We start from the raw sequence: 20790 nt of genomic DNA, 5'->3' as shown, positions 1-20790 counted from the left end.
AACCGGCAGTGACACCCAGCACTAGACTCACCGACCATGTCCACCCGGCGGCGTGATCGGCACGGGCGGGGCCTGCGCGGCCCGCTGGCCACCAGGAATCCTCTGACCGGGACCGCGCTGGAACCGGTCGGCCCGCCGAACCGGGCCGGCTTCTTCGAGGAGGCGTTGCAGTCCTCCATCGACCGGGTGCAGCGGCATTGCCCGGAGGCGCTGGTCGGGATCGCGTTCGGCATCGAGGAGGTGCCGTTCCTGCAGACCCCCTGGTCGGGTGAGCGGGTGCCCCTCGCCGCCGCTGTCGCGCCCACTCCCTCGGCGGTCGGGCGGGTCGTTCTCTATCGGCGGCCGCTGGAACATCGGGCAGCGACCCGACATGGTCTGCAGATCCTGGTGCACCGCACGCTGGTCGAACAGCTCGCCGCGCTGACCGGACTCAGCGTCAGCGAGATCGATCCGGACGCCGACGAGGACTGAGGTATCGCTGCAACACCGGCGCGACGTGCTCGACCAGCTCCGTGACGGACATCTCGACCAGCGGCGGGAGACGCAGCACATAGCGGCACAGGGCGATGCCCAGCATCTGTCCCGCGACCAGCCCGACCCGGACCCGCGCTTCCGCGTCCTCGAACCCCTGCTGGCGGGCCACCGGCACCAACTGGTCGGCGAAGATCTCGCGCATCCGCCCGGCGGCGTCCTCATTCGTGACGGCGGTCCGCAACAGCACCAGGAACGAGTCGTCGGACTCCCAGCGGTCGATGAAGTGCTCGACCAGTGTGCGGCCGACCCGGCTGTGCGGGACGGTACTGGTGTCGGGTAACCGGAGGTCGAAGGCCGAGACGGACGTGAAGAGTTCGGCCTTGGAGCCGAAGTACCGCATGACCATCGACGGATCGATCCCGGCGTCGGCGGCGACCGCCCGGATGGTCGTCCGCTCGTAACCGTCCCGGCCGAAACGTTCGCGGGCCGCGGCCAGGATCGCCGACTTCGTGTCGGCCGCTGATCGTCGCATGCCGGAACTATACCAACGCTTGTTGGCCAACAACTGTTGACTTCACCAGAACACCGCTCTAATCTCGTAGTCAACAAGCGTTGGCCAACAGTTGTTGGCAGAATGGAGGTCTCCAATGCCTACCTCGGAAGCAGTGATCGTCGGCGCCGGGCCGACCGGGCTGAGCAGCGCCATCGGCCTGCTGCAACAGGGCCGTATGGTGACCGTGATCGACGATCGCGAGTCGCACGAGCCGACATCCCGCGCGGCGGTCGTGCACGCCTACACGCTGGAGAGACTCAAGACCCTCGGTGTCGCCGACCGACTGGTCGAGCTCGGACTCAAGATCAACACGTTCACCTTGCGAGACCGCGACCGGCTGCTGTTCGGCATCGAGTTCGACCGGCTGCCCACCGCCTACCCGTACGTCCTGATGGTCCCCCAGTCGACCACCGAGCAGGTGTTACTTGATCGACTGACCGAGTTGGGCGGCGCGGTGCTACGACCGCGCCGGCTGGATCGGCTCGAGCAGCACGAGGACTCGGTCAGCGCCGTACTCGACGACGGCAGCCGGGTGGAGGCGCAGTACCTGGTCGGGGCGGACGGCATGCACAGCACCGTCCGGGAGCAGGCCGGAATCGGCTTCGCCGGCGGCAGTTATCCCGAGTCGTTCGCGCTGGCCGACGTCCGGCTGTCCGACGGGATCCCACCAGGCGAAGTGATCTTGTACTTCTCACCGGCCGGAATGATGGTGGTGGCTCCATTGCCGGACGGCATGTTCCGGATCGTCGCGACGGTCGACCGCGCACCACGGCACCCCGACGTCGCCTTCGTTCAGCAACTGATGGACAGGCGCGGCCCGGAACGGCATTCGGTCCGGGTCGAGGAGGTCAGCTGGGGCTCCCGCTTCCATGTCCAGCATCGGATCGCCGAGCGCTACCGGTCGGGGCGCGTCCTGCTGGCCGGTGACGCGGCGCACGTGCACAGTCCTGCGGGCGGGCAGGGCATGAATGCCGGTATCACCGACGCGATCCTGCTCGCGGAGGAACTCGGCGCGGTGCTGTCCGGCGCGCAGGAGTCCCGGCTGGACAGCTACCAGGAGCAGCGGCGGCCGGTGGCCGAGCAGGTCGTCGGGCTGGCCGACCGGCTCACCCGACTGGCCACCATCGACGCCGGTCGCCGTCGGATCCGCAACGCCGGCCTGGCGATCGCCGGCAACCTCCCGCCGGTCCGTCACCGGTTTGCCCGACAGCTGTCCGGACTGAACTACCGCTGACCGCTACTGCGCGACCCGCGGATCGTCGACCGGGGTACGTGCGCGGCCGGCCAGCCCCGGTGTGACGAAGGCCGCGGCCGCCAGCCCGGAGACGCCGTGGGGCGCCTGGCGAAGGGTGATGCCGCCGTACAGCGATGAGCCGTCCTGGGCGCGCACAACGAGGAAGGCCGGACCGGCCTGGCTGATCCGCCGCTGGATCGAACCGCCGGCCGGCACCGGGATCCGCTCGTGATAGAGGCTAACGCCTTCGTTGTTGTACAGCGTGACGTCGGCCTCGCTGATCCTGCTGCCGCCGTTGCTGATGGCGAACTCGGTTTCCGACCCGTCGACGACGGCCGCCGGAGCCAGCGCGATCCCGTTGATCGGTTGCTGTGCTGTGTTGATCGCGATGTCGCTGGCACCCTTGTCGGCCGGTCGCTCGGACTGGACGGCCGACACAACGGGCTGGTCGCTGATCACCCGGACGGTACCGATCGTCCTGGCCAGACCGGTCGCAACATCGACCGACGCGGTGGAGTTCGGGTTGATCGACACCTTCGCCGCGTCCGCCGGCGCGAACGGTCCGTCCGGGCCGAGAATCTCGATCCTGGCATCGGCCCGCCGCTGCCCGGGATTGAAGATCACCAGTCTGCGGGTGCCCGCCCCACCGGGAACGGCGGGAACGACCTGGGTGATCGCCGGGGCGGCCGAGGCCGGATGCCAGTCGACACCCGAGGGTGTGTCCTTGGCGTCGGCCCGCAGGTCACGCGCGATCGCCGCGATCCGGCCGACGCCTGCCTTCACCCGGACCGTGATGTCGCCGTCGACCTTGCCGAGCAGGTCCTCCAGCGACAGTGTCCGGCTGGTGCCCGCCGGGATGATCAGCCCGGATCCGCCGGGCACCGACAGCGGACCCTTCGGCCCGAAGAACTCCAGATCGACCGAGGCCTGCCGGTCATCGGGATTGGTCAGCACCAACTGGCTGCGCAGCGTGTCGGTCGCACCCAGCCCGGTGAACCACTGCTCGACGGCCGGCGCCGTACAGGGTCCGAGCGACAGTCCACGATCCTCGCCCGTGTCAGTGTCGCCGTAGACCATGCCGGCCGAGGCACCGGCCAGTACGCCGTCGGCAACCAGGACCACCGAGCTGTCCGGGGAGTTGATGATCTTGCCCTGACCCTGGTTGGTGATCGAGAGCACCGGCGTGCCGGAATCGCCGGCGCCGAGATAGCGGCCGGTGAGCGTGCCGGTCGCACCGGCTTCGGCCCGGGTGGTTGCGCCGTACACCTGGGATTCCGCACTGTCCGACCTGCTGGCCCCGGCGCCGCCGGCCAGGGTGCCGGTCGTGCACACGGTGCTGGTCCGGCCGCGCAGCGGTGCGACGGAGGCAGCCGGGTCCGCCTGCTGTGCCGGCACCAGGAAGCCGGCCGCGCCGATGGCTGCAGCCGCCGCAGCGGCCACCACCACCTCCGCCGGACCGGTGGCCCTGCGGATCGCTGACCGTACGCTCATCGGTCACCCCTGCTGCGGATCGCGGTCGCTTCCATCGGCTGCTCGCCGCTGCGCAGGGCGTCCAGCGTCGTCGTACCCAAGAGTCCCTCTCCGTCCGAACCGCCGGTCGACGTCGTCACCCCGTCGGAGACCGTCAGGAAGCCGCCGGTGGTCGTCAGCTCGGTGAAATCGGTGATCGGGCCGCCCAGATCGATCCGTGACCCGCCGCCCGGTCCGACTGTGGCCACCCGGCGGGCGACCTGAACGGGATCGCGCACCTCGGGCCGGCGCACGCCCGGTGCGGCCAGCACCATGGTGATCAGCAACGCCGCACCCTGACCGATCGGCAGCCACGGGATCGGACTGGCCAGGTGATATCGGAGAAGGCCACCCGAGGCCGGAACCGTGAAGCTCTGCTGCCAGTTTCCGTCGTTCAGCGGCATCAGCGGGCGGCCGTCGAGGGTGGCCCGCCACCGCGGATCGGCCGGTACGCCCAACCGCAGGATCCGCTGCAGGCTGCTCGCCGGAATCCGTACGCCGTCGGGATCGTCGGCCAGCCGGACGATCTGCTGGCCCGACACCAGCCGGACCCGGGAGGTCGGCTGGGTCAGCTGCCAGACCACCCCGGTCGCGCTGCCACTCGCCGGGGAAAGGCCCGGGGTGTTGGTGATCCGGGACCGGGCGTCGTCGTCGGCGCCGCTGACCCAGACGTAGTTGATCCCGAGGTCGGCCAGGTCGGGAGCGAGATCGGTGTCACCCGAGCCGGACACCAGCCGGCTGACCACACTGGACACCTGCTCCCGTGCAACCACCGAACCGCCGAGGGAGTAGCCGCGTTCCGGATCGCCCAACCGGGTCTGGTCACCGGCCACGACCGAATAGGCCGCCCGGCCGCCGCGCAGGTCGATGGCCAGGGTGCGGACCTGGTTCGGCCCGGTCTGGGCATCGACGATGTAGGGCGGGATGGCAGTCAACTGGGTGCGGTGCACCGGACCGGACATGCCGTCCAGCAGCCACCAGCCGGCGCCCATCAGCGAGATGAGAGCGGCCAGCACACCGGCCAGCACACTGAGCGGCTGGACGACCGAGAAGCTCCGTCCGCCCAGCTCCTGGGAGTAGCCGTCGACCCCGATCCCGCCGGCCAGGACGAGTGCGCCGAAGGCGATGAGGAGGAAGATGCCGACGTACGGCCTGGTCTCGACGTGGGCCGGCGGAACGTCGACCAGCAGCCGGGACAGGCCGACGGCCACGGCCAGCGAGACCAGGCCGACCAACCACCCGGCGAGCACCGAGCGTCGCCGGTAGCCGCGCAGCAGCCCGGCCACGGCGATCGCCCAGAACGAGCCGAAGACGATCAGTCCGATCCACAGCGGCGGCAGTCCGGCGCCGCCGTCCCGACCGATCAGGAAGAGCAGTCCGGAACCCGGGACGGCCGTACCCTCCAGTTCGGGGTCCGGCCCGGTGAGCAGCCGGCCCCAGGAGGAGAGGATGGTCGGCCACCACGGGCTGAGGATGACCAGCGGCGTACCGACCGCGATCGCCAGCCGGCCGATCTTGCGCGGCTGGCGGGCGACGGTGAACGCCGCGATCACCGCCAGGAGCAGCGCGACGACGATCAGCGACGGGGCGAAGGCGCCGAGCACCGTGAGCGCCAGGCCGGCACCCCAGCCTCCGCGCCACGCTTCGGGGTGACCGACCCGCCGCAACACCAGGGCGCGGCCGGCGATGGCCAGCACGGGCAGCATGATCGCTGCGACGGTGAGGACAAGGCGTCCCTGGTTGCTGCCGCCGAGCAGCACCGGGAGCAACGCATAGCTGATGGCGACCCAGAGCCGGATCCGTCGGTCCTCGATGGTCCGGCGCAGCAGCGGATAGACGCTCAGCAGGCCGAGCGGGACGGTACCCACCAGGAGCACGGTGACCAGCCATTCCGGCTGGCCGGCGAAGATCGTCGCCGCGGCGGCGATCAGACCCGTCCAGGGTGCCGTGGTGGTGTGCGGTGAGCCGGGGACGGCATCGAGGAAGTTGTGCCAGAGACGTCCCAGGTCGGTGTTGATCGGCAGGAGTTGCGGGCCGGCCAGCGAGCCGAGGCCGATCACCCGCCGGGCGGCGACCAGGCAGGCGACGACACTGAGCACCAGGGTGATCATGATCGGCGAGAACCAGGGGTTGTTCTTCTTCTCGTCGGGCGTGCTGGACAGTTCGTCGCTGGTCAGCTCGTCCAGGCTGGCCGCCTCGGGCTCGGTGCCGGCGATCTCGACATACCGGTTCCCGATCGCGGCGGTGATCACGTCGATCCCCGCCCTGATTCCGGAGAACCGTGCGGGCCGGAGCCTGGCCACGATCGACTGGCCGCGGGGCGTGATCCGGCCGGACCTGATCCGCGTGCGCATCCGATGGATCCGCCGCGGGTGGCGGATGAAGGACCAGGCGGCAGCCAGCTCGTCGCCCGACTGGCCGGGGACCTTTCCGATCAGGAAAGCGACGGCACGGACCAGCGAGCCGAGCAGCAAACGGAGCCAGACGAACGGCCCTCGGCCGGCCGGGGCGTGCGCCGCGATCAGCGCCATGCCGAACTCGCGGTCGGTCTTCTCCGGTCGCGTGCCACCGAAACCGCTCGGTCTCAGCCCGGCACGACCGACCTGGCGGTGGACCACCGCAGCGGCCGGCGTGGTCAAAACCTTGTGACCGGCGAGCTGGGCGCGCCAGCCGAATTCCAGGCCGTCCCGGAAGCCGGGGATCGCCGGGTCGAAACCGCCGAGTTCGTCCCAGACGGATCGACGGACGAGCATGGCGCAGCTGGACACGGCCAGCCGGCGGGCGGGCTGGTCCCGCTGACCCTGGTCGATCTCTCCCGAGTCCAATCCGAGATGCCGGCGACCGGAGGTGGAGATCGACTCGCCGATCTCGGCGATCTGATAGGGCCGGTGGCGCCGGCGCGGGCGCAACAGCTTCGGGCCGGTGATGTCGATGCTCGGGTCGGTGACGACGTGACCGAGCAGTTGCGCCAGGGCCTCGGGTGCCGGAGCGGCATCGTCGTGCAGTAGCCACAACCACTCATCGGGACCGGGCGGCGCGGCGGCCTCGGGGTGAACTGCGATGTCCTGCGACAGCGCCGACCGGATCGCGTCGCCGTAGCCGTAGCCGTGTCTGCCCAGATAGACCTCGTCGATCTCGCGACGCTGGATGGCGTCGTCCAGCAGCTCGAGGGTCTCGTCGGTGCTCTCGTTGTCGATCGCGATCACCCGGTCCGGGCGGCGGGTCAGCCCGGCGAGCGCGGTCAGTGTCTCGGGCAGCCAGCGTGCGGCGTTCTGGGTGACGAGGACGGCGGTCACCCGGCAGTGGGAGATGTCGACGATCTCGGGTTCGTCCTGTACCGAGGCCCAGGCCCACGGGTCATCGGGGTCGAACGCCTCGGCGGACGGTTCGGGGTGCACTCCTGGTGCCACACTCTCGTCCATCGCCTGCCTGCAGAATCCCTCGCCGCTGTGAAGTGTCCGTGTCCATTCCGTTACACGGGCGGCCACTACTGTATGCGAGGACCAAACGCATGGCCATTTCCTGGTCGGAGGTGGCCGGCGCGGAGGTGGCTGGTGCCAGGTTGTTGCGTGCGGGTCGCTGGTGAGCGGGAGGCTGTCGAGGGGTGCTCGGGGGCGTGGGGGCTTCCGATCCGCGGCCGAGGGCGCCGCGGACCCGGTGTATGGCGCGGGCTACACAGCCCGGCGCTTCAGTTTGCGGCGCTCCCGCTCGCTGAGCCCGCCCCAGATTCCGAACCGCTCGTCATTGGCGAGCGCGTAGTCCAGGCATTCGGACCGTACGTCACAGGAGAGGCACACCTTCTTCGCCTCCCGCGTGGAGCCACCCTTCTCCGGGAAGAACGCCTCCGGATCGGTCTGTGCGCACAAGGCCCGCTCCTGCCAGGCGAGGGCGCCGTCGTCCTCGCCGACACCTGGATCCAGGACGGCCGGATCCAGCCCGTAGTCCTCCAACATGCTGCCTCCTCGACCCTCGATCACCCTGCTGACCGCCCCGTACCACTCGCGGTGCGATGCGAGACGAACAACATAAGTGAAATTACATGCCTGTCAATACCGATAAGTCAAGTGCGAGCGTGCTAGGAGCTGCGCCGATATCACAGAAAAGGTTCGCGTACCAACCGGTCGATCGACCCCACCGGAGCGCGCGGAGCGGAACCCCGGGAGGCAGCTGGAGTTCCGCTCCGGCTAGGCCTTCCGCCCGCCGGAGGTGAGACCGGTCGCCGGGTCGTCCTGGGGGTCGGAAATTCCCCGAGGAATTCGAATACCGGTTCCCGAATTCATCAGTCTGTGATCTTTCCGGGATTACGCGCTTCAGTAACCGAAACGGCCGACTCTGATACCCATTTCTGGGCAGCTCAAACCTGGGTGTCACACTGTGGGCGTGCAGATCGCGGTCCTGGCCGGTGGTGTCGGTGGTTCCCGTTTCGTTCGAGGCGTCCGCCACGCCTATCCCGCTGCCCGCATCACGGTGATCGTCAACACGGCCGACGACATCCTCCTGCACGGGCTCCACATCTCGCCCGACCTGGACACCATGATGTACTCCCTGGGCGGCGCGATCGATCCCGAACGCGGCTGGGGCAGGGCCGAGGAGACCTGGCGTGTCTCCGGTGAACTGGCCGCCTACGGAGTCGAACCGACCTGGTTCGGCCTGGGCGATCTCGACCTGGCGACCCACCTGGTACGCACCCAGATGCTCGACGCCGGCTACCCGCTCTCCGCCGTCACCCAGGCGCTGTGCACCCGCTGGCTGACCGACTCCGACCAACTGCAACTGCTGCCGATGTCCGACGACCGGGTGGAGACCCACGTCGTCATCGACGACCCGGCGGCACCCTCAGGACTCCGGGCGGTGCATTTCCAGGAGTACTGGGTGAAACTGCATGCCGGACCTGAGGCACGTCAGGTGCTGCAGGTGGGCATCGACCACTCCCGTCCGGCACCCGGGGTCACAGATGCGATCACCGGTGCCGACCTGATCCTGATCGCCCCCAGCAATCCTGTGGTGTCGATCGGCCCGGTGCTCGCCGTACCCGGCATCCGGGCGGCGATCACCGGCGCCCGCGCACCGGTGATCGGATTCGCCGGCATCATCGGCGGTGCACCGGTGCTCGGGATGGCTCACCGCCTGCTGCCGGCGATCGGGGTCGGTGTCGACGCCGCCTCGGTCGGTCTGCACTACGGCGCCCGAGGCAACGGCGGCGTGCTGGACGCCTGGGTCGTCGACGACACCGACGCCGGGCTCCTCCCCCGGCTCGACGCTTCGGGGTTGACCGCGGTCAGCACCGACCTGATCATGCGCGATCCGTCGGCGACCGGCCGCTTCATCCAGTACGGCGTCAAGCTCGCCACCGAGTGATCCCGCGCGAGTGATCACGTCATGATCGAGATATTCACGCTCGTCGGGATCGGCGAGATCGAGCCGGACACCGATCTGGTCACGGTGATCGGCGAGGCGGCCGACCGGCAGGGCGGGCTGCAGGACGGTGATGTCGTGGTCGTCACCTCCAAGATCGTCAGCAAGGCCGAGGGCCGGTTCGCCGATGCCGCCGACCGGCAGGCGGTCATCGATTCCGAGACCGTACGGACAGTGGCGCGTCGGCAGTCGATGGGCATCGTCGAGACCCATCACGGGCTGACCCAGGCCGGTGCGGGCGTGGACAACTCCAACGTCGACCAGGGCAGGATCCTGCTGCTGCCGGCCGACCCCGACGCCAGTGCCGAGCGGCTGCGCGCGGGTCTTGCCGCGCGTTCCGGTGTAGGAATCGGGGTGATCCTCTCCGACACGGCCGGGCGGGCGTGGCGGATCGGCCAGACCGATCACGCGATCGGGTCGGCGGGGGTGCTGGTGCTCGATCGCTACGCCGGACGTCGGGACGCGTACGGCAATGAACTCCAGGTGACCGCGATCGCGGTCGCCGACGAGCTCGCCGCGGCCGCCGACCTGGCCAAGACCAAGCTGGGTGGAACGCCGGTGGCGATCGTCCGCGGTCTCGGGGACCAGGTGGTCGACCCGGGCCCGACGGCGCACGATCTGCTGCGCACCGGTGAGGAAGACCTTTTCCACCGCGGCACCCGGGAGGCGATCATCGGCGCCCTGCTGTCGGCGCTGGGACGCGGCGACCGCTACGAGACCGTCGTCCGGCTCTGGGACCGGGACGAACTCTACGCAGTGATCACCGACGGTCTGCAGCTCACCGAGCCGGAGTTGATCATGATCCGGAAGTTGATCACCGCCGCCCAGCCGCTGTGGCCCGCCGCGGGTCAGGCGTAGGACGTACCCATCCGTTCGGTGACCTCGGCGACCAGCTCCTTGATCCGTTCGGCCTGACTCATCGGACAGACCAGGGTGACCTGCGGGGTCTGCACGATGACCGTGCCGGACAGGCCGACGACGGCGACCACCCGACCGTCCTCACACGCGTTGATCACGATGTTGTCCGAGCTGTCGACCAGGACGCTGGATCCCGTCGTTGCGTTGCCGTCGGGGTCCTTGGGCAGCTGTGTGCTCAGGGCTTCGAATCCGCCGACGTCGTGCCAGGTGATCGGCAGCCGTACGGCCAGCACCTGTGCGGTGCCATGGCCGCGGGACACCGGTTCCATCACCGCGTAGTCGACGCTGATCTTGGGCAGCTGTGGATAGAGCTCCGCGCTGCGGTCGGGGTGGGCGGCGATGGTCCGGAGAATGTCGTGGGCGTCGGGCCGCAGTCGCTTGAGCTGATCAAGGAACGTGGCGACCCGCCAGACGAACATCCCGGAGTTCCACCAGTACTGCCCGGACGCCAGGTAGCGCTCGGCGGTCCGCCGGTCGGGCTTCTCGGTGAAGCTGGCGACCATCGACACGTCGGTGTGCCCGGCGATCTCCGGTCCGCGCTCCAGGTAGCCGAAGCCGGTGTGCGGCGAGGTCGGCACAACGCCGAAGGTGATCAAGGAATCGGCATGCGACTCGGCGACCCGGAAGGCGGTCTGCAACGCCGCGCGCAGGGTGGTCACCGGGTTCATGATCTGGTCGGAGGTGACCGAAGCCATGACCGCGTCCGGGTCGCGACGGGCCAGCACCGCGGCCGGATAGGCGACCGCGTTCAACGTGTCGCGACCGACGGGTTCGCCGAGGATGTTCTCCCGCGGGATCTCCGGCAGCTCGGCGTGCACGGCGTCGCCGAACTCGGCGCCGGTGCAGACCAGCACCCGCTCGTCGGGCACCACACCCCTGACCCGCTCATAGGCGATCCGCAGCAGCGTCTTGCCGTCGACCAGGGTCAACAGCTGCTTGGGAGTGCCCTGCCGGGACAGGGGCCACAACCGCGTGCCGGAACCGCCCGCGACGATGACCACATAACGCATGCCAGCCAGACTAGATGGACCACCGGGCAGGGACCCGGTACAGGGGCAAGTCCGCGTCTGACACCATCGCTTGGGTGACCGAAGTCTTCACCGCTGCGTTGCGACGCCGGAACGCCCGATCGGGCGCCACGCCGCTGATCACCTACTACGACGAGACCCGCGGTGAGCGGATCGAACTCTCCGGGACATCACTCGGCAACTGGGTGGACAAGACCGCCGGGTTGTTGACCGACGAGATCATGGTCGAGCCGGGGGACCTGGTCCGGCTGCCGATCGCCGTCAGCCACCCGGCGCACTGGGTGACGCTGATCTGGGTCGCCGCTGCCTGGCGCGCCCGCTGCTCGGTGACGCTGGGCGCCGCGGACGATGCGGCAGTCGAGGTGATCGGTCCGGACGACCCGCGGCCGGGCAACGCGGAGACGGTCGCCTGTTCGCTGCATCCGCTCGGGCTCGGCTTCAGCACTCCGCTGCCGGCCGGGGTGATCGACTACGGAGTCGAGGTGCGCGCCCACCCGGACAGCTTCAGCGGGCCGCACCCGGCGCCGGACGATCCCGCCTGGCGCGACGGCAACAAGGATCTCAGCCACGCCGACGTGGTCAGTGGCGTGGCGGGCGGACCGGCCCGGGAGTTGATCACTCCGCTTCCCGATGACACGCCGTTGACGATCATCCGGCGGGCACTGATCCGGCCTGTGCTGACCGGCGGTTCGGCTGTGATCGTCCTCGGCGCGTCGGCGGATCGGCTGGCCGTGATCGCCGCCGCCGAGAACGCCGCTGAGAACGCCGCCGCTGAGCACGGCTCAGGGTCGGCCAGGGACGATTAGTTTCCGGTCAGCGACCCGAAGCCGTCTCGCCATGTGGGGTGCACCGGCCGCCAGCCGGCAGCGCGGGCCTTGGCGTTGGAGACCGGACGGCCGCGCCGCGCCCCTTCGGCGACCGGCGCCTGCTGCGGCTGCGGAGCTCCGATGGCGGCGGCGAACGCCGGCAACCACTCCGTGCCGGCCGCCGGTTCGTCGTCGACGATGTGATACGTGCCGTCCGGCCAGTCGAGCGCCGACACCGTGGCCGCAACCGCGTCGTCGATGTGCACGAAGTTGGTGATCTCCGGCGTTGCCGGCAGCCGGCCGGCGACAACCCGGTCGGCCATCCGCCCGCCAGGCGCGTACCAGGTGCGCGGCCCGTACAACATGCCGTAACGCAGGATGGTTGCGTGCGGCAGCCGCCGAGCGGTCTGTTCCATCACCTCCACCGCCGAGCCGTGGATGATCTGCTCGTCCTCGGTCGCCGGGCCGGTGCCGTCGGGGAACACCCAGGCGATGCTCTGCACGATGATGCGTTGCACGCCGGCCGCCTCGGCGGCGGCGACCAGATTTGCTGTGCCCTCGCGGCGCAGCCGCGCGTTGGCATCGGTGTCCATGTCGCTGAGATCGGTCAACTCGTGCAGGATCAGCTCCGGCGCCGATGACGTCACCGCGTCCCGGAGCCGATCGGCGTCGTAGACGTCGACAACGACCGGGGCGGCGCCGAGTTCGCCCAGCATCGGCCGGCGTTCGGGCCGCCTGGTGGTCGCGGCGACGTCATGCCCCGCCGCGACCAGTCCGGGGATCAGGCGTGACCCGAGCACGCCGGTGCCGCCGGCAAGGAAGATACGCATGGGTCGGCGGCTCCCCTTCTCAGGCGTTCTGCGGGAAGCCCAGGTTGATCCCACCGTGCGACGGGTCGAGCCACCGCGAGGTGATCACTTTCCCGCGGGTAAAGAAGTGCACGCCCTCGACGCCGTGGGCGTGGGTGTCACCGAACAGCGAGGACTTCCAACCGCCGAAGGAGTAGTACGCCATCGGCACCGGGATCGGCACGTTGATGCCGATCATGCCGACCTCGATCTCGTTCTGGAAGCGTCGCGCAGCCCCGCCGTCGTTGGTGAAGATCGCCGTTCCGTTGCCGTACGGGTTCTTGTTGATCAACTCGACGGCATCCTGATAGGACTCCACGCGGACGATCGAAAGCACCGGCCCGAAGATCTCGTCGGTGTAGATCGCCATGTCCGGCGAGACATGGTCGAAGAGCGTCGGCCCGACGAAGAAGCCGGATCCGTCCGCGTCCGGGGTGACGTCCCGACCGTCGACCACCAGCGTCGCTCCGGCCTGCTGTCCGGCGTCGATGTAGCCGGTGACCCGTTCCCTGGCCTGCTGGGTGACCAGGGGCCCCATGTCGGCACCGCGACGCCCGTCACCGGTGCGCAGCTTCTCGGTCCGCTCCTTGATCTTGTCGACCAGCTCATCACCGATGCCACCGACCGCCACCACGGCGGAGATCGCCATGCAGCGCTCCCCCGCCGATCCGTAGCCGGCGTTCACCGCCTGGTCGGCCGCAAGATCGAGATCGGCGTCGGGCAGCACCAGCATGTGGTTCTTCGCCCCGCCGAGAGCCTGCACGCGCTTGCCTTTCGCGGTGGCGGTCTCGTAGACGTACTTGGCGATCGGGGTGGATCCGACGAAGGAGATCGACTTCACCTGATCATGGCCGAGCAGGGCGTCGACAGCGACCTTGTCGCCGTTCAGTACGTTGAAGATGCCGTCGGGCAGCCCTGCCTCCTGCCACAGCTTGGCCATCCACAACGCGGCGCCCGGATCCTTCTCGCTGGGCTTCAACACGACGGCGTTGCCGGCAGCGATCGCGATCGGGGTGAACCACAGCGGCACCATGATCGGGAAGTTGAACGGTGAGATGATGCCGACCACGCCGAGCGGTTGGCGTACCGAGTGCACATCGACGCCGGTGGACGCGTTCTCGGTGAAACCGCCCTTGAGCAGATGCGGGATGCCGCAGGCGAACTCGACCACCTCCTGGCCGCGGTTCACCTCGCCGGCAGCGTCGGACAGCACCTTGCCGTGCTCGGCGGTGATGATCGCGGCGACCTCGTCCCGCCGCTCGTTGAGCAGTTCCCGGAAACGGAAGAGGACCTGCACCCGTTTGGTCAGCGAGGTGTCGCGCCAGCCGGGGAAGGCTTTCGCGGCAGCGCCGACGATCTGATCGGCGTCCTCGACCGAGGCGTAGGTTACCTGCGCGGTCACGGCGCCGGTCGCCGGATCGGTGACATCGCCGAACCTCCCGGAGGTGCCCGCGAACTCGGCACCAGCCGCCCAATGATTGATCGTCTGTTTGGTCGTCCCAGCCATGATCAGCTCCCTACCTTGTGTTCATCCTCGACTGAGCTCTGATGAACCCAGTGTCACCGGCACGACCTCGCCGGTCCGCACCGCTTGCACACCGGCGGCGCAGACTGCGACCGCCGCGTAGCCGTCCCATGCGCCGGGTCCGTCGATGCCGCCGTCGCGGGCGGCGTCGACCCAGCGCTGCAGTTCGTGGTGGTACGCGGTGGCGAACCGCTCGACGAAACCCGGTGGCACGGCACCACCCCAGCGTCCACCGTCGCCGGAGACGATCTTGGTCACCCCGTGTTGATCAAGGCCGAACATCGTGCTGCCCCGTTCGCCGACCACCTCGGTGCGTACCTCGTAGCCGATCTGGGCCCGGACGAAGATCTCGACAGTGACGATCACTCCGCTCTCGGTCCGGAAGATCACCATCATCGGGTCGAAGACCCCGTCCGGTGCGGCGCTGGTCGGCGTTGGCTTGATCACCTGGACCGAGGTGATCTCTTCGCCGAGCAGGAAGCGTGCAACGTCGACCTCGTGGACCACGGAGTCGGTGATCATCATCGCCGAGTCGAAGTGTGGCCCGTTGGCCATGTTGCGGTGGGTGCAGTGCAGCAACAGCACCCGGCCGATGTCGCCGGAGTCGATCAGCTCCTTGGCTGCGGCGTATTCCGGGTCGAAGCGGCGCATGAATCCCAACTGGACAAGACGTCTGCCCGCCCTGTGCTCTGCGCGGACGACTTCGAGCGCGGTGTCAGGATCGGTGGTCAACGGCTTCTCACAGAGCACGGGAATGCCCCGGTCGAGGCAGGCCAGCACCTGCTTCTCGTGGGCCGGTCCGGGACTCGCGATCACCACGGCGTCGACGTCGGGAGCCCCGATCGCGGCGAACGGATCATCCTCCACCCGCGCACCGACCGATGCGGCGATGGCGGTCGCCCTGGCCCGGTCGAAGTCGTTGATCACGGTCACCGTGGCGCCGCGGACCCGTTGGCTGAGCGCTTCCACGTGGAAGCCGCCCATCATCCCGACGCCGAGCACGGCAACGCGGAGATCACTCATCGATGCAGCTCTTCAGGTAGGTGAGGGTGCGCCGCGCGGTCGGCAGCGGGACGTCCGGAGGACACGGGTACATGTCCTGCTCGACGATGCCGAAGAGCGGCCCGTCCCAGGCGGCCACCGTGGCCAGGATCGGGGCAAGATCGGGTTCGCCCGCCGGCGGTTCGGTCATCACGCCGCGGCGCACCGCTTCCGGGAAGGACAGGTCCTCGGCCAGCACCGTGTCGCGGATCGCCGGGTCGACCTGTTTCAGGTGCAGGTAGCCGATCCGCTCCGGATAGCGGTTGATCAGGTCGAGGTTGTCGCCCCGGTAGTAACTGACATGTCCGGTGTCCAGGCAGAGATTCACGTAGGCCGGATCGGTCGCCGCCAGGAAGCGTTCGATGTCGGCCTGATAGCCGACGTGGCTGTCGGCATGGCTGTGGAACTGGACCTTCAGGCCGTACTCCTCGCCGATCCGCTTGCCCAGTTGGTTCATCCCGTCGGTCAGCCGGGTCCACTGGTCGGCGGTCAGCTCCCGCGGTTCCTTCGGCTCACCCGTCTTGTGATCACGCCAGACATCGGGGATCACCACGATGTGCTCGCCGCCGACCGCCTGGGTGAGGGCGCCGACGGTCGACACCTGCTGCCAGACGTCGTCCCACGAGTCGGGGCGGTGCAGGTGCTCGAAGACCGTGCCCGCCGATACCTTGAGTCCGTGGGCGTCGAGTTGCTCCCGCAGTTCGGCGGCGTCGGTGGGCAGGTAGCCGACCGGCCCGAGTTCGATCCAGGTGTAACCGGCCTCGGCCACCTCGTCCAGGAAACGGCCGGGGTCGGTCTGCTCGGGGTCGTCGGCGAACCAGACGCCCCAGGAGTCGGGGGCGGACCCGATGGTGATCAATTCACATCCTTCGCCTCGTGCGGATCCAGGTAGATCCGCTGTGCCTTCTTGTGATCCTGGTAGGCCTGGTAGGCCTGCTGCGTGCTGTCCAGGGTCGAGACCTGGCTCACCGGTACGTCCCACCAGGACTGGGAATCGGGTGCGTCGATGAAGGGGTCGGTCTCGGCGTGGATGACGATGCTGTGGTCGGCGGTCTTGGCCACCTCGATCGCGGTGACGAACTCCGCGGCGGTGTTCGTCCTGATCACCTCAGCCCCCAGGCTGGCCGCGTTGGCGGCAAGGTCGACCGGCAGGAAGTCACCGTCCAGTCGCCCGGATCCGGTACGGCGCCGGTAGCGGGTGCCGAAACGCTGCGATCCCAGTGACTCGCTGAGTGAACCGATCGAGGCGAAGCCGTGGTTCTGCACCAGCACGGCGATGATCTTGACACCCTCCTGGATCGCGGTGACCAGTTCGCTGGCCAACATCAGGTAGGACCCGTCGCCGACCATCACGAAGACGTCCCGAGTGGGGTCGGCCAATCGGACGCCGAGCCCGCCGGCGATCTCGTAGCCCATGCAGGAGTAGCCGTACTCGACGTGGTAGCCGCCCTTGTCCCGGGTGCGCCACATCTTGTGCAGGTCGCCAGGCATCGATCCGGCAGCGCAGACCAGCACGTCGCGAGGATCGGAGTGCTCGTTGACCATTCCGATCACCTCGTTCTGGCTGAGCAGGCCGGCGGTCGGTGTGGCGGGATGGTAGGCGTCGTCGACGATCCGGTCCCATTCGGTCTTCAGTCGGCCGATCGTTGCGGCGTACTCCTGCGTGACGTGGTAGTCGCCGACCAGCCCGGCCAGCGCGGTCAGGGTGTCCCGGGCGTCGGCGAGCAACGGCAGGCCGGCTTCCTTGATCGAATCCAGGCCGGCGACGTTGATGTTGATGAAGCGCACACCCGGGTCCTGGAAGGCCGACCTGCTTGCGGTGGTGAAGTCGGAGTAGCGGGTGCCGATGCCGATCACCAGGTCGGCATCGCGGGCGATGGCGTTGGCGGCGGTTGTGCCAGTGGAGCCGACCGCGCCGAGGCACTGGGCATGATCATCGAGCAGCGCACCCTTGCCTGCCTGACTGAGTCCGACCGGGATGCCGGTCTGTTCGACGAAGGATCGGAGCGTCTCCTCCGCCTGGCTGTAGTGCACGCCGCCGCCGGCGATGATCACCGGCCGCCGGGCTGCGCTGATCATGGATGCCGCCCGGTTCAGCAGCCCCGGCTCGGGCTGAGGGCGACCCAGATGCCAGACCCGCTTGGTGAAGAGGGCACGCGGCCAGTCGTACGCCTCGGCCTGGACGTCCTGCGGGAAGCAGACGGTGACGGCGCCGGTCTCCGCGACATCGGTGAGCACCCGCATCGCGCCGAGCAGGGCGGCGGGCAGTTGTTCCGGCCGGGAGACGCGGTCGAAGTAGCGGGACACCGGTCGGAAGGCGTCGTTGACCGAGATGTCGCCCGCGTCGGGACGTTCGAGTTCCTGCAGCAACGGTGAGGCATGCCGGGCAGCGAACCCGTCGGCCGGCAGCAGAAGCACCGGGATCCGGTTGATCGTCGCCAGCGCGGCACCGGTGATCATGTTCGTTGCGCCGGGCCCGATGCTGGTCGTGACGGCATAGGTCTGGGTCCGGTTCTTGGCCCGGGCGAACGCCACGGCGGTGTGCACTGCGCCCTGTTCGTTGCGGGACAGGATGTACGGCATGCTGCCGGGTTCGTCGGTCTCCGCCTGGAGCAGTGCCTGGCCGAGCCCGGCGACGTTGCCGTGGCCGAAGATGCCCAGGGTGCCGGCGAAGAGCCGCTGCTGTGCACCGTCCCGCTCGGTCCACTGGTTGGCCAGGAACCTGATGGTCGCCTGGGCCACCGTCAGCTTGATCGTTTCCGAACTTTCGGATTCGGCCCGTTCCGACATCATCGTCTCCTCTCCAGTCGCGGATCGATCCGCTGTCCCTCCCAGGATGCCCGGACGAACGCGTGGCCCGGGTGGTCGGTGATCAACCAGGCCCGCTCGTCGCCCGGCCCGGCCATGGCGTTCAGGTAGTACATGTCGAATCCCGGTGCTGCGACACAGGGGCCGTGCCAGCCGTACGGCACCTCGACGATCGAGCCGTGCCGAACCTCCTCCAACAGGTTGATCGGCCGGTCGTCCGAGGCGGTGGTCTGCATGTAGCCGAAGCCGGCCTGACCGTCCGGCCCAGATGCGATCTCGAAGTAGTAGAGCTCCTCCAGCTCCGACTCCGTGGCACCGGCCCGATCATGTTTGTGTGCCGGATAGGACGACCAGTTGCCGTCCGGGGTGATCACCTCGCAGGCGATCAACTTCGCGGTCTCGAACGATCCCACGGTGCCGAAGTTGCGTACCGACCGGCTGGACTGCCCGGCACCACGCAGCTCGATCGGCACGTCCTCGGCGGCGCCGTACCGAAACGGCAGCTCGCGATCGGTCTTCGCGCCGCACAGCGCGAAGCGGACGCCCTGTTCGGACCGCACGGTCACCGTCCGGCCGATCGGCAGATAGCAGAAGTCGCTCGGCCCCTCGAACACCGAGGACCTGCCCGCGAGCCGGTGTGTGCGGTCGTCACAGGTCACCGCTACCGACCCGGCCAGCGGCAGCAGGATGATTTCCTCGTCGCCGGTGTGCAGCTCCTGGTGTCGACCGGCCGGCAGGTTCTCGATCCGGAGACTCGTGTAGCGCATCAGTGCACCATCCCCGCCGCGGTGTCGACCGCGACCGCGACATCGTCGTCGGACGGATAGAGCAGGCTCCTGCCGACCATCAGGCCGCGGACCGGTGGCAGCTTCAGTGCCGATTCCCATTGGGCGTAGGTGTCCTCGGGTTCTCCGACCGGATCCCCGCCGAGCAGCAGGGTCGGCAGCGTGGTCGCCGCGGCGACCTCCTCCATCCGCTCGGTGACCGGAATCTTCAGCCAGGTGTACGCGCTCGACGCACCGAGGCCCTGGGCGATCGCGATCGACGTGATCACCGCCTCAGGTGTCAGGTCGTTGACGATCCGTCCACCGGCGTGCCGCGCCAGGAACGGCTCCACCAATGCGATCCGTCCGGCGCGGTTGAGTTCGGTCACAGCCCGACCGCAGGTCTGCAGCGTGTCGGCGGTCGCCGGGTCGTCCAGCACGATCCGCAGCAACATCTTGGCGCCCTGCAGTCCGGCGCCGGTCGTCCCCACAACGTCGTAGGCGGTCATCCGGTCATCGGCTTCGAAGCCGGTCCCGGCCAGTCCGCCGCGGTTCAGCGAACCGAAGACGATCTTGTCGTCCAGGGCGCCGAGCAGCAGCAGGTCCTCGATGATGTCGGCGGTGCCCAGCAGCCCGTCGACGCCCGGCCGGGACAGCGCGATGACCAGCCGGGCGAGCAGGTCGCGCCGGTCGGCCATCGCCATCGGGCGTCCGGCGGCCGACAACGAACCGCGTGCTGGATGATCGCAGGCGATCATCATCAGCCGGCCGTCGGCCGGCATGCGGGGCGCCGTGCGCTCTGCCAGCAGCCGCCCGATGCGTGCCGGATCCTCCACCCGGACGGTGGTCAGCTCGTCGATGGTGATCATGCCCGCAACAACTCGTCGATCTCGTCACTGGTCGGCATCGCGGTCGAGCACTCCAGTCGCGATGCGACGATGGCGCCCGCCGCGTTGGCCCGGTGCAGCACCTTCTCCAAGGGCCAGCCGGCAAGGAGACCGTGGGCCAGTGATCCCCCGAAGCCGTCGCCGGCGCCCAGGCCGTTCAGCGGATTGATCATGATCGGCGGCGAAACCACCCGCTCGTTGCTTGTCCTGCCGAGCACTCCCTTCGGTCCCTGTTTGACCACGGCGATCTCGACGCCGGCGTCCAGCAGCGCCTCGGCCGCTCGCTCCGGGTCCGATTCGCCGGTTGCGACCTCGCACTCCTCGCGGTTGCCCACCGCGACCGTGACCTGCGGCAGCACCTTGGCGATCTGTTCCCGCGCCGCCTCCGCCGTGTCCCAGAACATCGGTCGGTAGTCCAGGTCGATCACTGTGAAGCGCTTCTTGGCCCGAGCCTCCAGGACAGCGAAATGCGACTCCCTGCTGGGGCTCTCACTGAGCCCGGTGACCGACAGCCACATCAGGTCGGCGCCGCGAACCGCGTCGAAGTCGATGTCGGACGGGCGTACCTGCAGGTCCGGGGCGGACGGCTTGCGATAGAAGTACAGCGGGAAATTGTCCGGCGGGAAGATCTCGCAGAAGGTGACCGGGGTGGCGTACTCGCGGTTGACGACGACGTGCCGATCGTCGACGCCGAGTTCGGTGAGCTGTCGGCGGACATAGCGGCCGAACGGGTCGTCACCGACCCCGGTGATGATCGCCGCTGCCCGCCCCAGCCGGGCGGCGGCGACCGCTACGTTGGCGGTGGTGCCGCCCAGATACTTGCCGAAGGACGTCACGTCCTCCAGACCGACTCCGATCTGTTCGGGGTAGATGTCCACCCCGCTCCGGCCGAAAGTCAGGATCTCGTGGTGCACGCCCGCCATGCGGCCAAGCCAAGCAGCCGCAGGGCGGCGTGGTCAAGTCTTTGTCCAGACAAATAG

The 20790-nt window shown here is 68.9% G+C and carries 18 protein-coding genes; 5 read left to right on the top strand and 13 right to left on the bottom strand.

Annotated features, from left to right (window positions below):
* Positions 1–36: 36 nt before the first annotated feature.
* A complete protein-coding gene (locus tag GJV80_RS00210) occupies positions 37–471 on the top strand; it encodes a metallopeptidase family protein (protein ID WP_154686198.1) in 435 nt (144 codons plus the stop codon).
* On the opposite strand, the gene GJV80_RS00205 is transcribed toward GJV80_RS00210, so the two are convergent.
* On the bottom strand, positions 437–1006 hold the full coding sequence (locus GJV80_RS00205) for a TetR family transcriptional regulator (RefSeq protein WP_154686197.1): 570 nt from the start codon (positions 1004–1006) through the stop codon (positions 437–439). The genes GJV80_RS00210 and GJV80_RS00205 overlap by 35 nt on opposite strands.
* Positions 1007–1121: 115 nt before the next feature.
* On the opposite strand from GJV80_RS00205, the gene GJV80_RS00200 reads away from it, so the two are divergent.
* Entirely contained in the window at positions 1122–2261 is a 1140-nt protein-coding gene (locus tag GJV80_RS00200) for an FAD-dependent monooxygenase (RefSeq protein WP_154686196.1), read from the top strand.
* Positions 2262–2264: 3 nt separating this feature from the next.
* On the opposite strand, the gene GJV80_RS00195 is transcribed toward GJV80_RS00200, so the two are convergent.
* From GJV80_RS00195 to GJV80_RS00185, 3 genes are all read right to left on the bottom strand, one after another.
* Positions 2265–3752 (bottom strand): DUF5719 family protein, encoded by a 1488-nt coding sequence (locus GJV80_RS00195; protein WP_154686195.1) that lies wholly within the window; start codon positions 3750–3752, stop codon positions 2265–2267.
* Positions 3749–7192 carry a glycosyltransferase gene (locus GJV80_RS00190; RefSeq protein WP_154686194.1) on the bottom strand — a complete coding sequence of 1148 codons (3444 nt, stop codon included), beginning with the start codon at positions 7190–7192 and terminating at the stop codon, positions 3749–3751. Before GJV80_RS00190 ends, GJV80_RS00195 begins: the two co-directional genes overlap by 4 nt.
* Positions 7193–7441: 249 nt before the next feature.
* Entirely contained in the window at positions 7442–7723 is a 282-nt protein-coding gene (locus GJV80_RS00185) for a WhiB family transcriptional regulator (protein WP_154686193.1), read from the bottom strand.
* Between the two features lie 427 nt (positions 7724–8150).
* On the opposite strand from GJV80_RS00185, the gene cofD reads away from it, so the two are divergent.
* Positions 8151–9128 carry a 2-phospho-L-lactate transferase gene (gene cofD, locus GJV80_RS00180; RefSeq protein ID WP_154686192.1) on the top strand — a complete coding sequence of 326 codons (978 nt, stop codon included), beginning with the start codon at positions 8151–8153 and terminating at the stop codon, positions 9126–9128.
* A gap of 21 nt (positions 9129–9149) precedes the next feature.
* Positions 9150–10043, top strand: a complete 894-nt coding sequence (locus GJV80_RS00175; RefSeq protein ID WP_154686191.1) for a coenzyme F420-0:L-glutamate ligase — start codon at positions 9150–9152, stop codon at positions 10041–10043.
* On the opposite strand, the gene GJV80_RS00170 is transcribed toward GJV80_RS00175, so the two are convergent.
* Positions 10034–11113, bottom strand: coding sequence for a mannose-1-phosphate guanylyltransferase (locus GJV80_RS00170; protein WP_154686190.1), 1080 nt, complete (start codon positions 11111–11113; stop codon positions 10034–10036). The two genes, GJV80_RS00175 and GJV80_RS00170, sit on opposite strands and share 10 nt — an antisense overlap.
* Before the next feature lie 74 nt (positions 11114–11187).
* Here GJV80_RS00170 and GJV80_RS00165 point away from each other — a divergent pair, with 74 nt between their 5' ends.
* Positions 11188–11937 (top strand): TIGR03089 family protein, encoded by a 750-nt coding sequence (locus tag GJV80_RS00165; protein WP_195909086.1) that lies wholly within the window; start codon positions 11188–11190, stop codon positions 11935–11937.
* On the opposite strand, the gene GJV80_RS00160 is transcribed toward GJV80_RS00165, so the two are convergent.
* The 8 genes from GJV80_RS00160 to iolC are packed head-to-tail and all read right to left on the bottom strand — an operon-like array spanning position 11934 to position 20733.
* Positions 11934–12767 carry an NAD(P)-dependent oxidoreductase gene (locus GJV80_RS00160; protein WP_154686188.1) on the bottom strand — a complete coding sequence of 278 codons (834 nt, stop codon included), beginning with the start codon at positions 12765–12767 and terminating at the stop codon, positions 11934–11936. The two genes, GJV80_RS00165 and GJV80_RS00160, sit on opposite strands and share 4 nt — an antisense overlap.
* A gap of 19 nt (positions 12768–12786) precedes the next feature.
* Entirely contained in the window at positions 12787–14292 is a 1506-nt protein-coding gene (locus tag GJV80_RS00155) for a CoA-acylating methylmalonate-semialdehyde dehydrogenase (protein WP_154686187.1), read from the bottom strand.
* Between the two features lie 21 nt (positions 14293–14313).
* Positions 14314–15333: a Gfo/Idh/MocA family protein gene (locus GJV80_RS00150; RefSeq protein ID WP_154686186.1), complete on the bottom strand. Its 1020-nt coding sequence runs from the start codon at positions 15331–15333 to the stop codon at positions 14314–14316.
* A complete protein-coding gene (locus GJV80_RS00145; protein ID WP_154686185.1) occupies positions 15326–16210 on the bottom strand; it encodes a sugar phosphate isomerase/epimerase in 885 nt (294 codons plus the stop codon). The genes GJV80_RS00150 and GJV80_RS00145 overlap by 8 nt, the downstream gene beginning before the upstream one ends.
* Complete coding sequence (gene iolD, locus GJV80_RS00140; protein ID WP_230207973.1) at positions 16207–18141, bottom strand: 3D-(3,5/4)-trihydroxycyclohexane-1,2-dione acylhydrolase (decyclizing); 1935 nt, start codon at positions 18139–18141, stop codon at positions 16207–16209. Before iolD ends, GJV80_RS00145 begins: the two co-directional genes overlap by 4 nt.
* The gene (gene iolB, locus GJV80_RS00135; protein WP_154686183.1) at positions 18141–18926 is read right to left on the bottom strand and encodes a 5-deoxy-glucuronate isomerase; all 786 of its coding nucleotides are present in this window, start codon (positions 18924–18926) and stop codon (positions 18141–18143) included. The genes iolD and iolB overlap by 1 nt, the downstream gene beginning before the upstream one ends.
* Entirely contained in the window at positions 18926–19792 is an 867-nt protein-coding gene (locus GJV80_RS00130; RefSeq protein WP_154686182.1) for a deoxyribose-phosphate aldolase, read from the bottom strand. The genes iolB and GJV80_RS00130 overlap by 1 nt, the downstream gene beginning before the upstream one ends.
* A complete protein-coding gene (iolC, locus tag GJV80_RS00125; RefSeq protein ID WP_154686181.1) occupies positions 19789–20733 on the bottom strand; it encodes a 5-dehydro-2-deoxygluconokinase in 945 nt (314 codons plus the stop codon). Before iolC ends, GJV80_RS00130 begins: the two co-directional genes overlap by 4 nt.
* Positions 20734–20790 lie beyond the last annotated feature (57 nt).

It is taken from the genome of Microlunatus sp. Gsoil 973 (assembly GCF_009707365.1).
In the GTDB taxonomy this organism is placed as follows: domain Bacteria; phylum Actinomycetota; class Actinomycetes; order Propionibacteriales; family Propionibacteriaceae; genus Microlunatus.
This window is presented reverse-complemented; position numbering and strand designations above follow the sequence as displayed.

Bases quoted from the DNA above. Each gene is read 5' to 3' on its own strand.
- GJV80_RS00210 (WP_154686198.1), top strand. From the start codon at position 37: ATGTCCACCCGGCGGCGTGATCGGCACGGGCGGGGCCTGCGCGGCCCG.
- GJV80_RS00205 (WP_154686197.1), bottom strand. From the start codon at position 1,006: ATGCGACGATCAGCGGCCGACACGAAGTCGGCGATCCTGGCCGCGGCC.
- GJV80_RS00200 (WP_154686196.1), top strand. From the start codon at position 1,122: ATGCCTACCTCGGAAGCAGTGATCGTCGGCGCCGGGCCGACCGGGCTG.
- GJV80_RS00195 (WP_154686195.1), bottom strand. From the start codon at position 3,752: ATGAGCGTACGGTCAGCGATCCGCAGGGCCACCGGTCCGGCGGAGGTG.
- GJV80_RS00190 (WP_154686194.1), bottom strand. From the start codon at position 7,192: ATGGACGAGAGTGTGGCACCAGGAGTGCACCCCGAACCGTCCGCCGAG.
- GJV80_RS00185 (WP_154686193.1), bottom strand. From the start codon at position 7,723: ATGTTGGAGGACTACGGGCTGGATCCGGCCGTCCTGGATCCAGGTGTC.
- GJV80_RS00175 (WP_154686191.1), top strand. From the start codon at position 9,150: ATGATCGAGATATTCACGCTCGTCGGGATCGGCGAGATCGAGCCGGAC.
- GJV80_RS00170 (WP_154686190.1), bottom strand. From the start codon at position 11,113: ATGCGTTATGTGGTCATCGTCGCGGGCGGTTCCGGCACGCGGTTGTGG.
- GJV80_RS00160 (WP_154686188.1), bottom strand. From the start codon at position 12,767: ATGCGTATCTTCCTTGCCGGCGGCACCGGCGTGCTCGGGTCACGCCTG.
- GJV80_RS00155 (WP_154686187.1), bottom strand. From the start codon at position 14,292: ATGGCTGGGACGACCAAACAGACGATCAATCATTGGGCGGCTGGTGCC.
- GJV80_RS00150 (WP_154686186.1), bottom strand. From the start codon at position 15,333: ATGAGTGATCTCCGCGTTGCCGTGCTCGGCGTCGGGATGATGGGCGGC.
- iolD (WP_230207973.1), bottom strand. From the start codon at position 18,141: ATGTCGGAACGGGCCGAATCCGAAAGTTCGGAAACGATCAAGCTGACG.
- iolB (WP_154686183.1), bottom strand. From the start codon at position 18,926: ATGCGCTACACGAGTCTCCGGATCGAGAACCTGCCGGCCGGTCGACAC.
- GJV80_RS00130 (WP_154686182.1), bottom strand. From the start codon at position 19,792: ATGATCACCATCGACGAGCTGACCACCGTCCGGGTGGAGGATCCGGCA.
- iolC (WP_154686181.1), bottom strand. From the start codon at position 20,733: ATGGCGGGCGTGCACCACGAGATCCTGACTTTCGGCCGGAGCGGGGTG.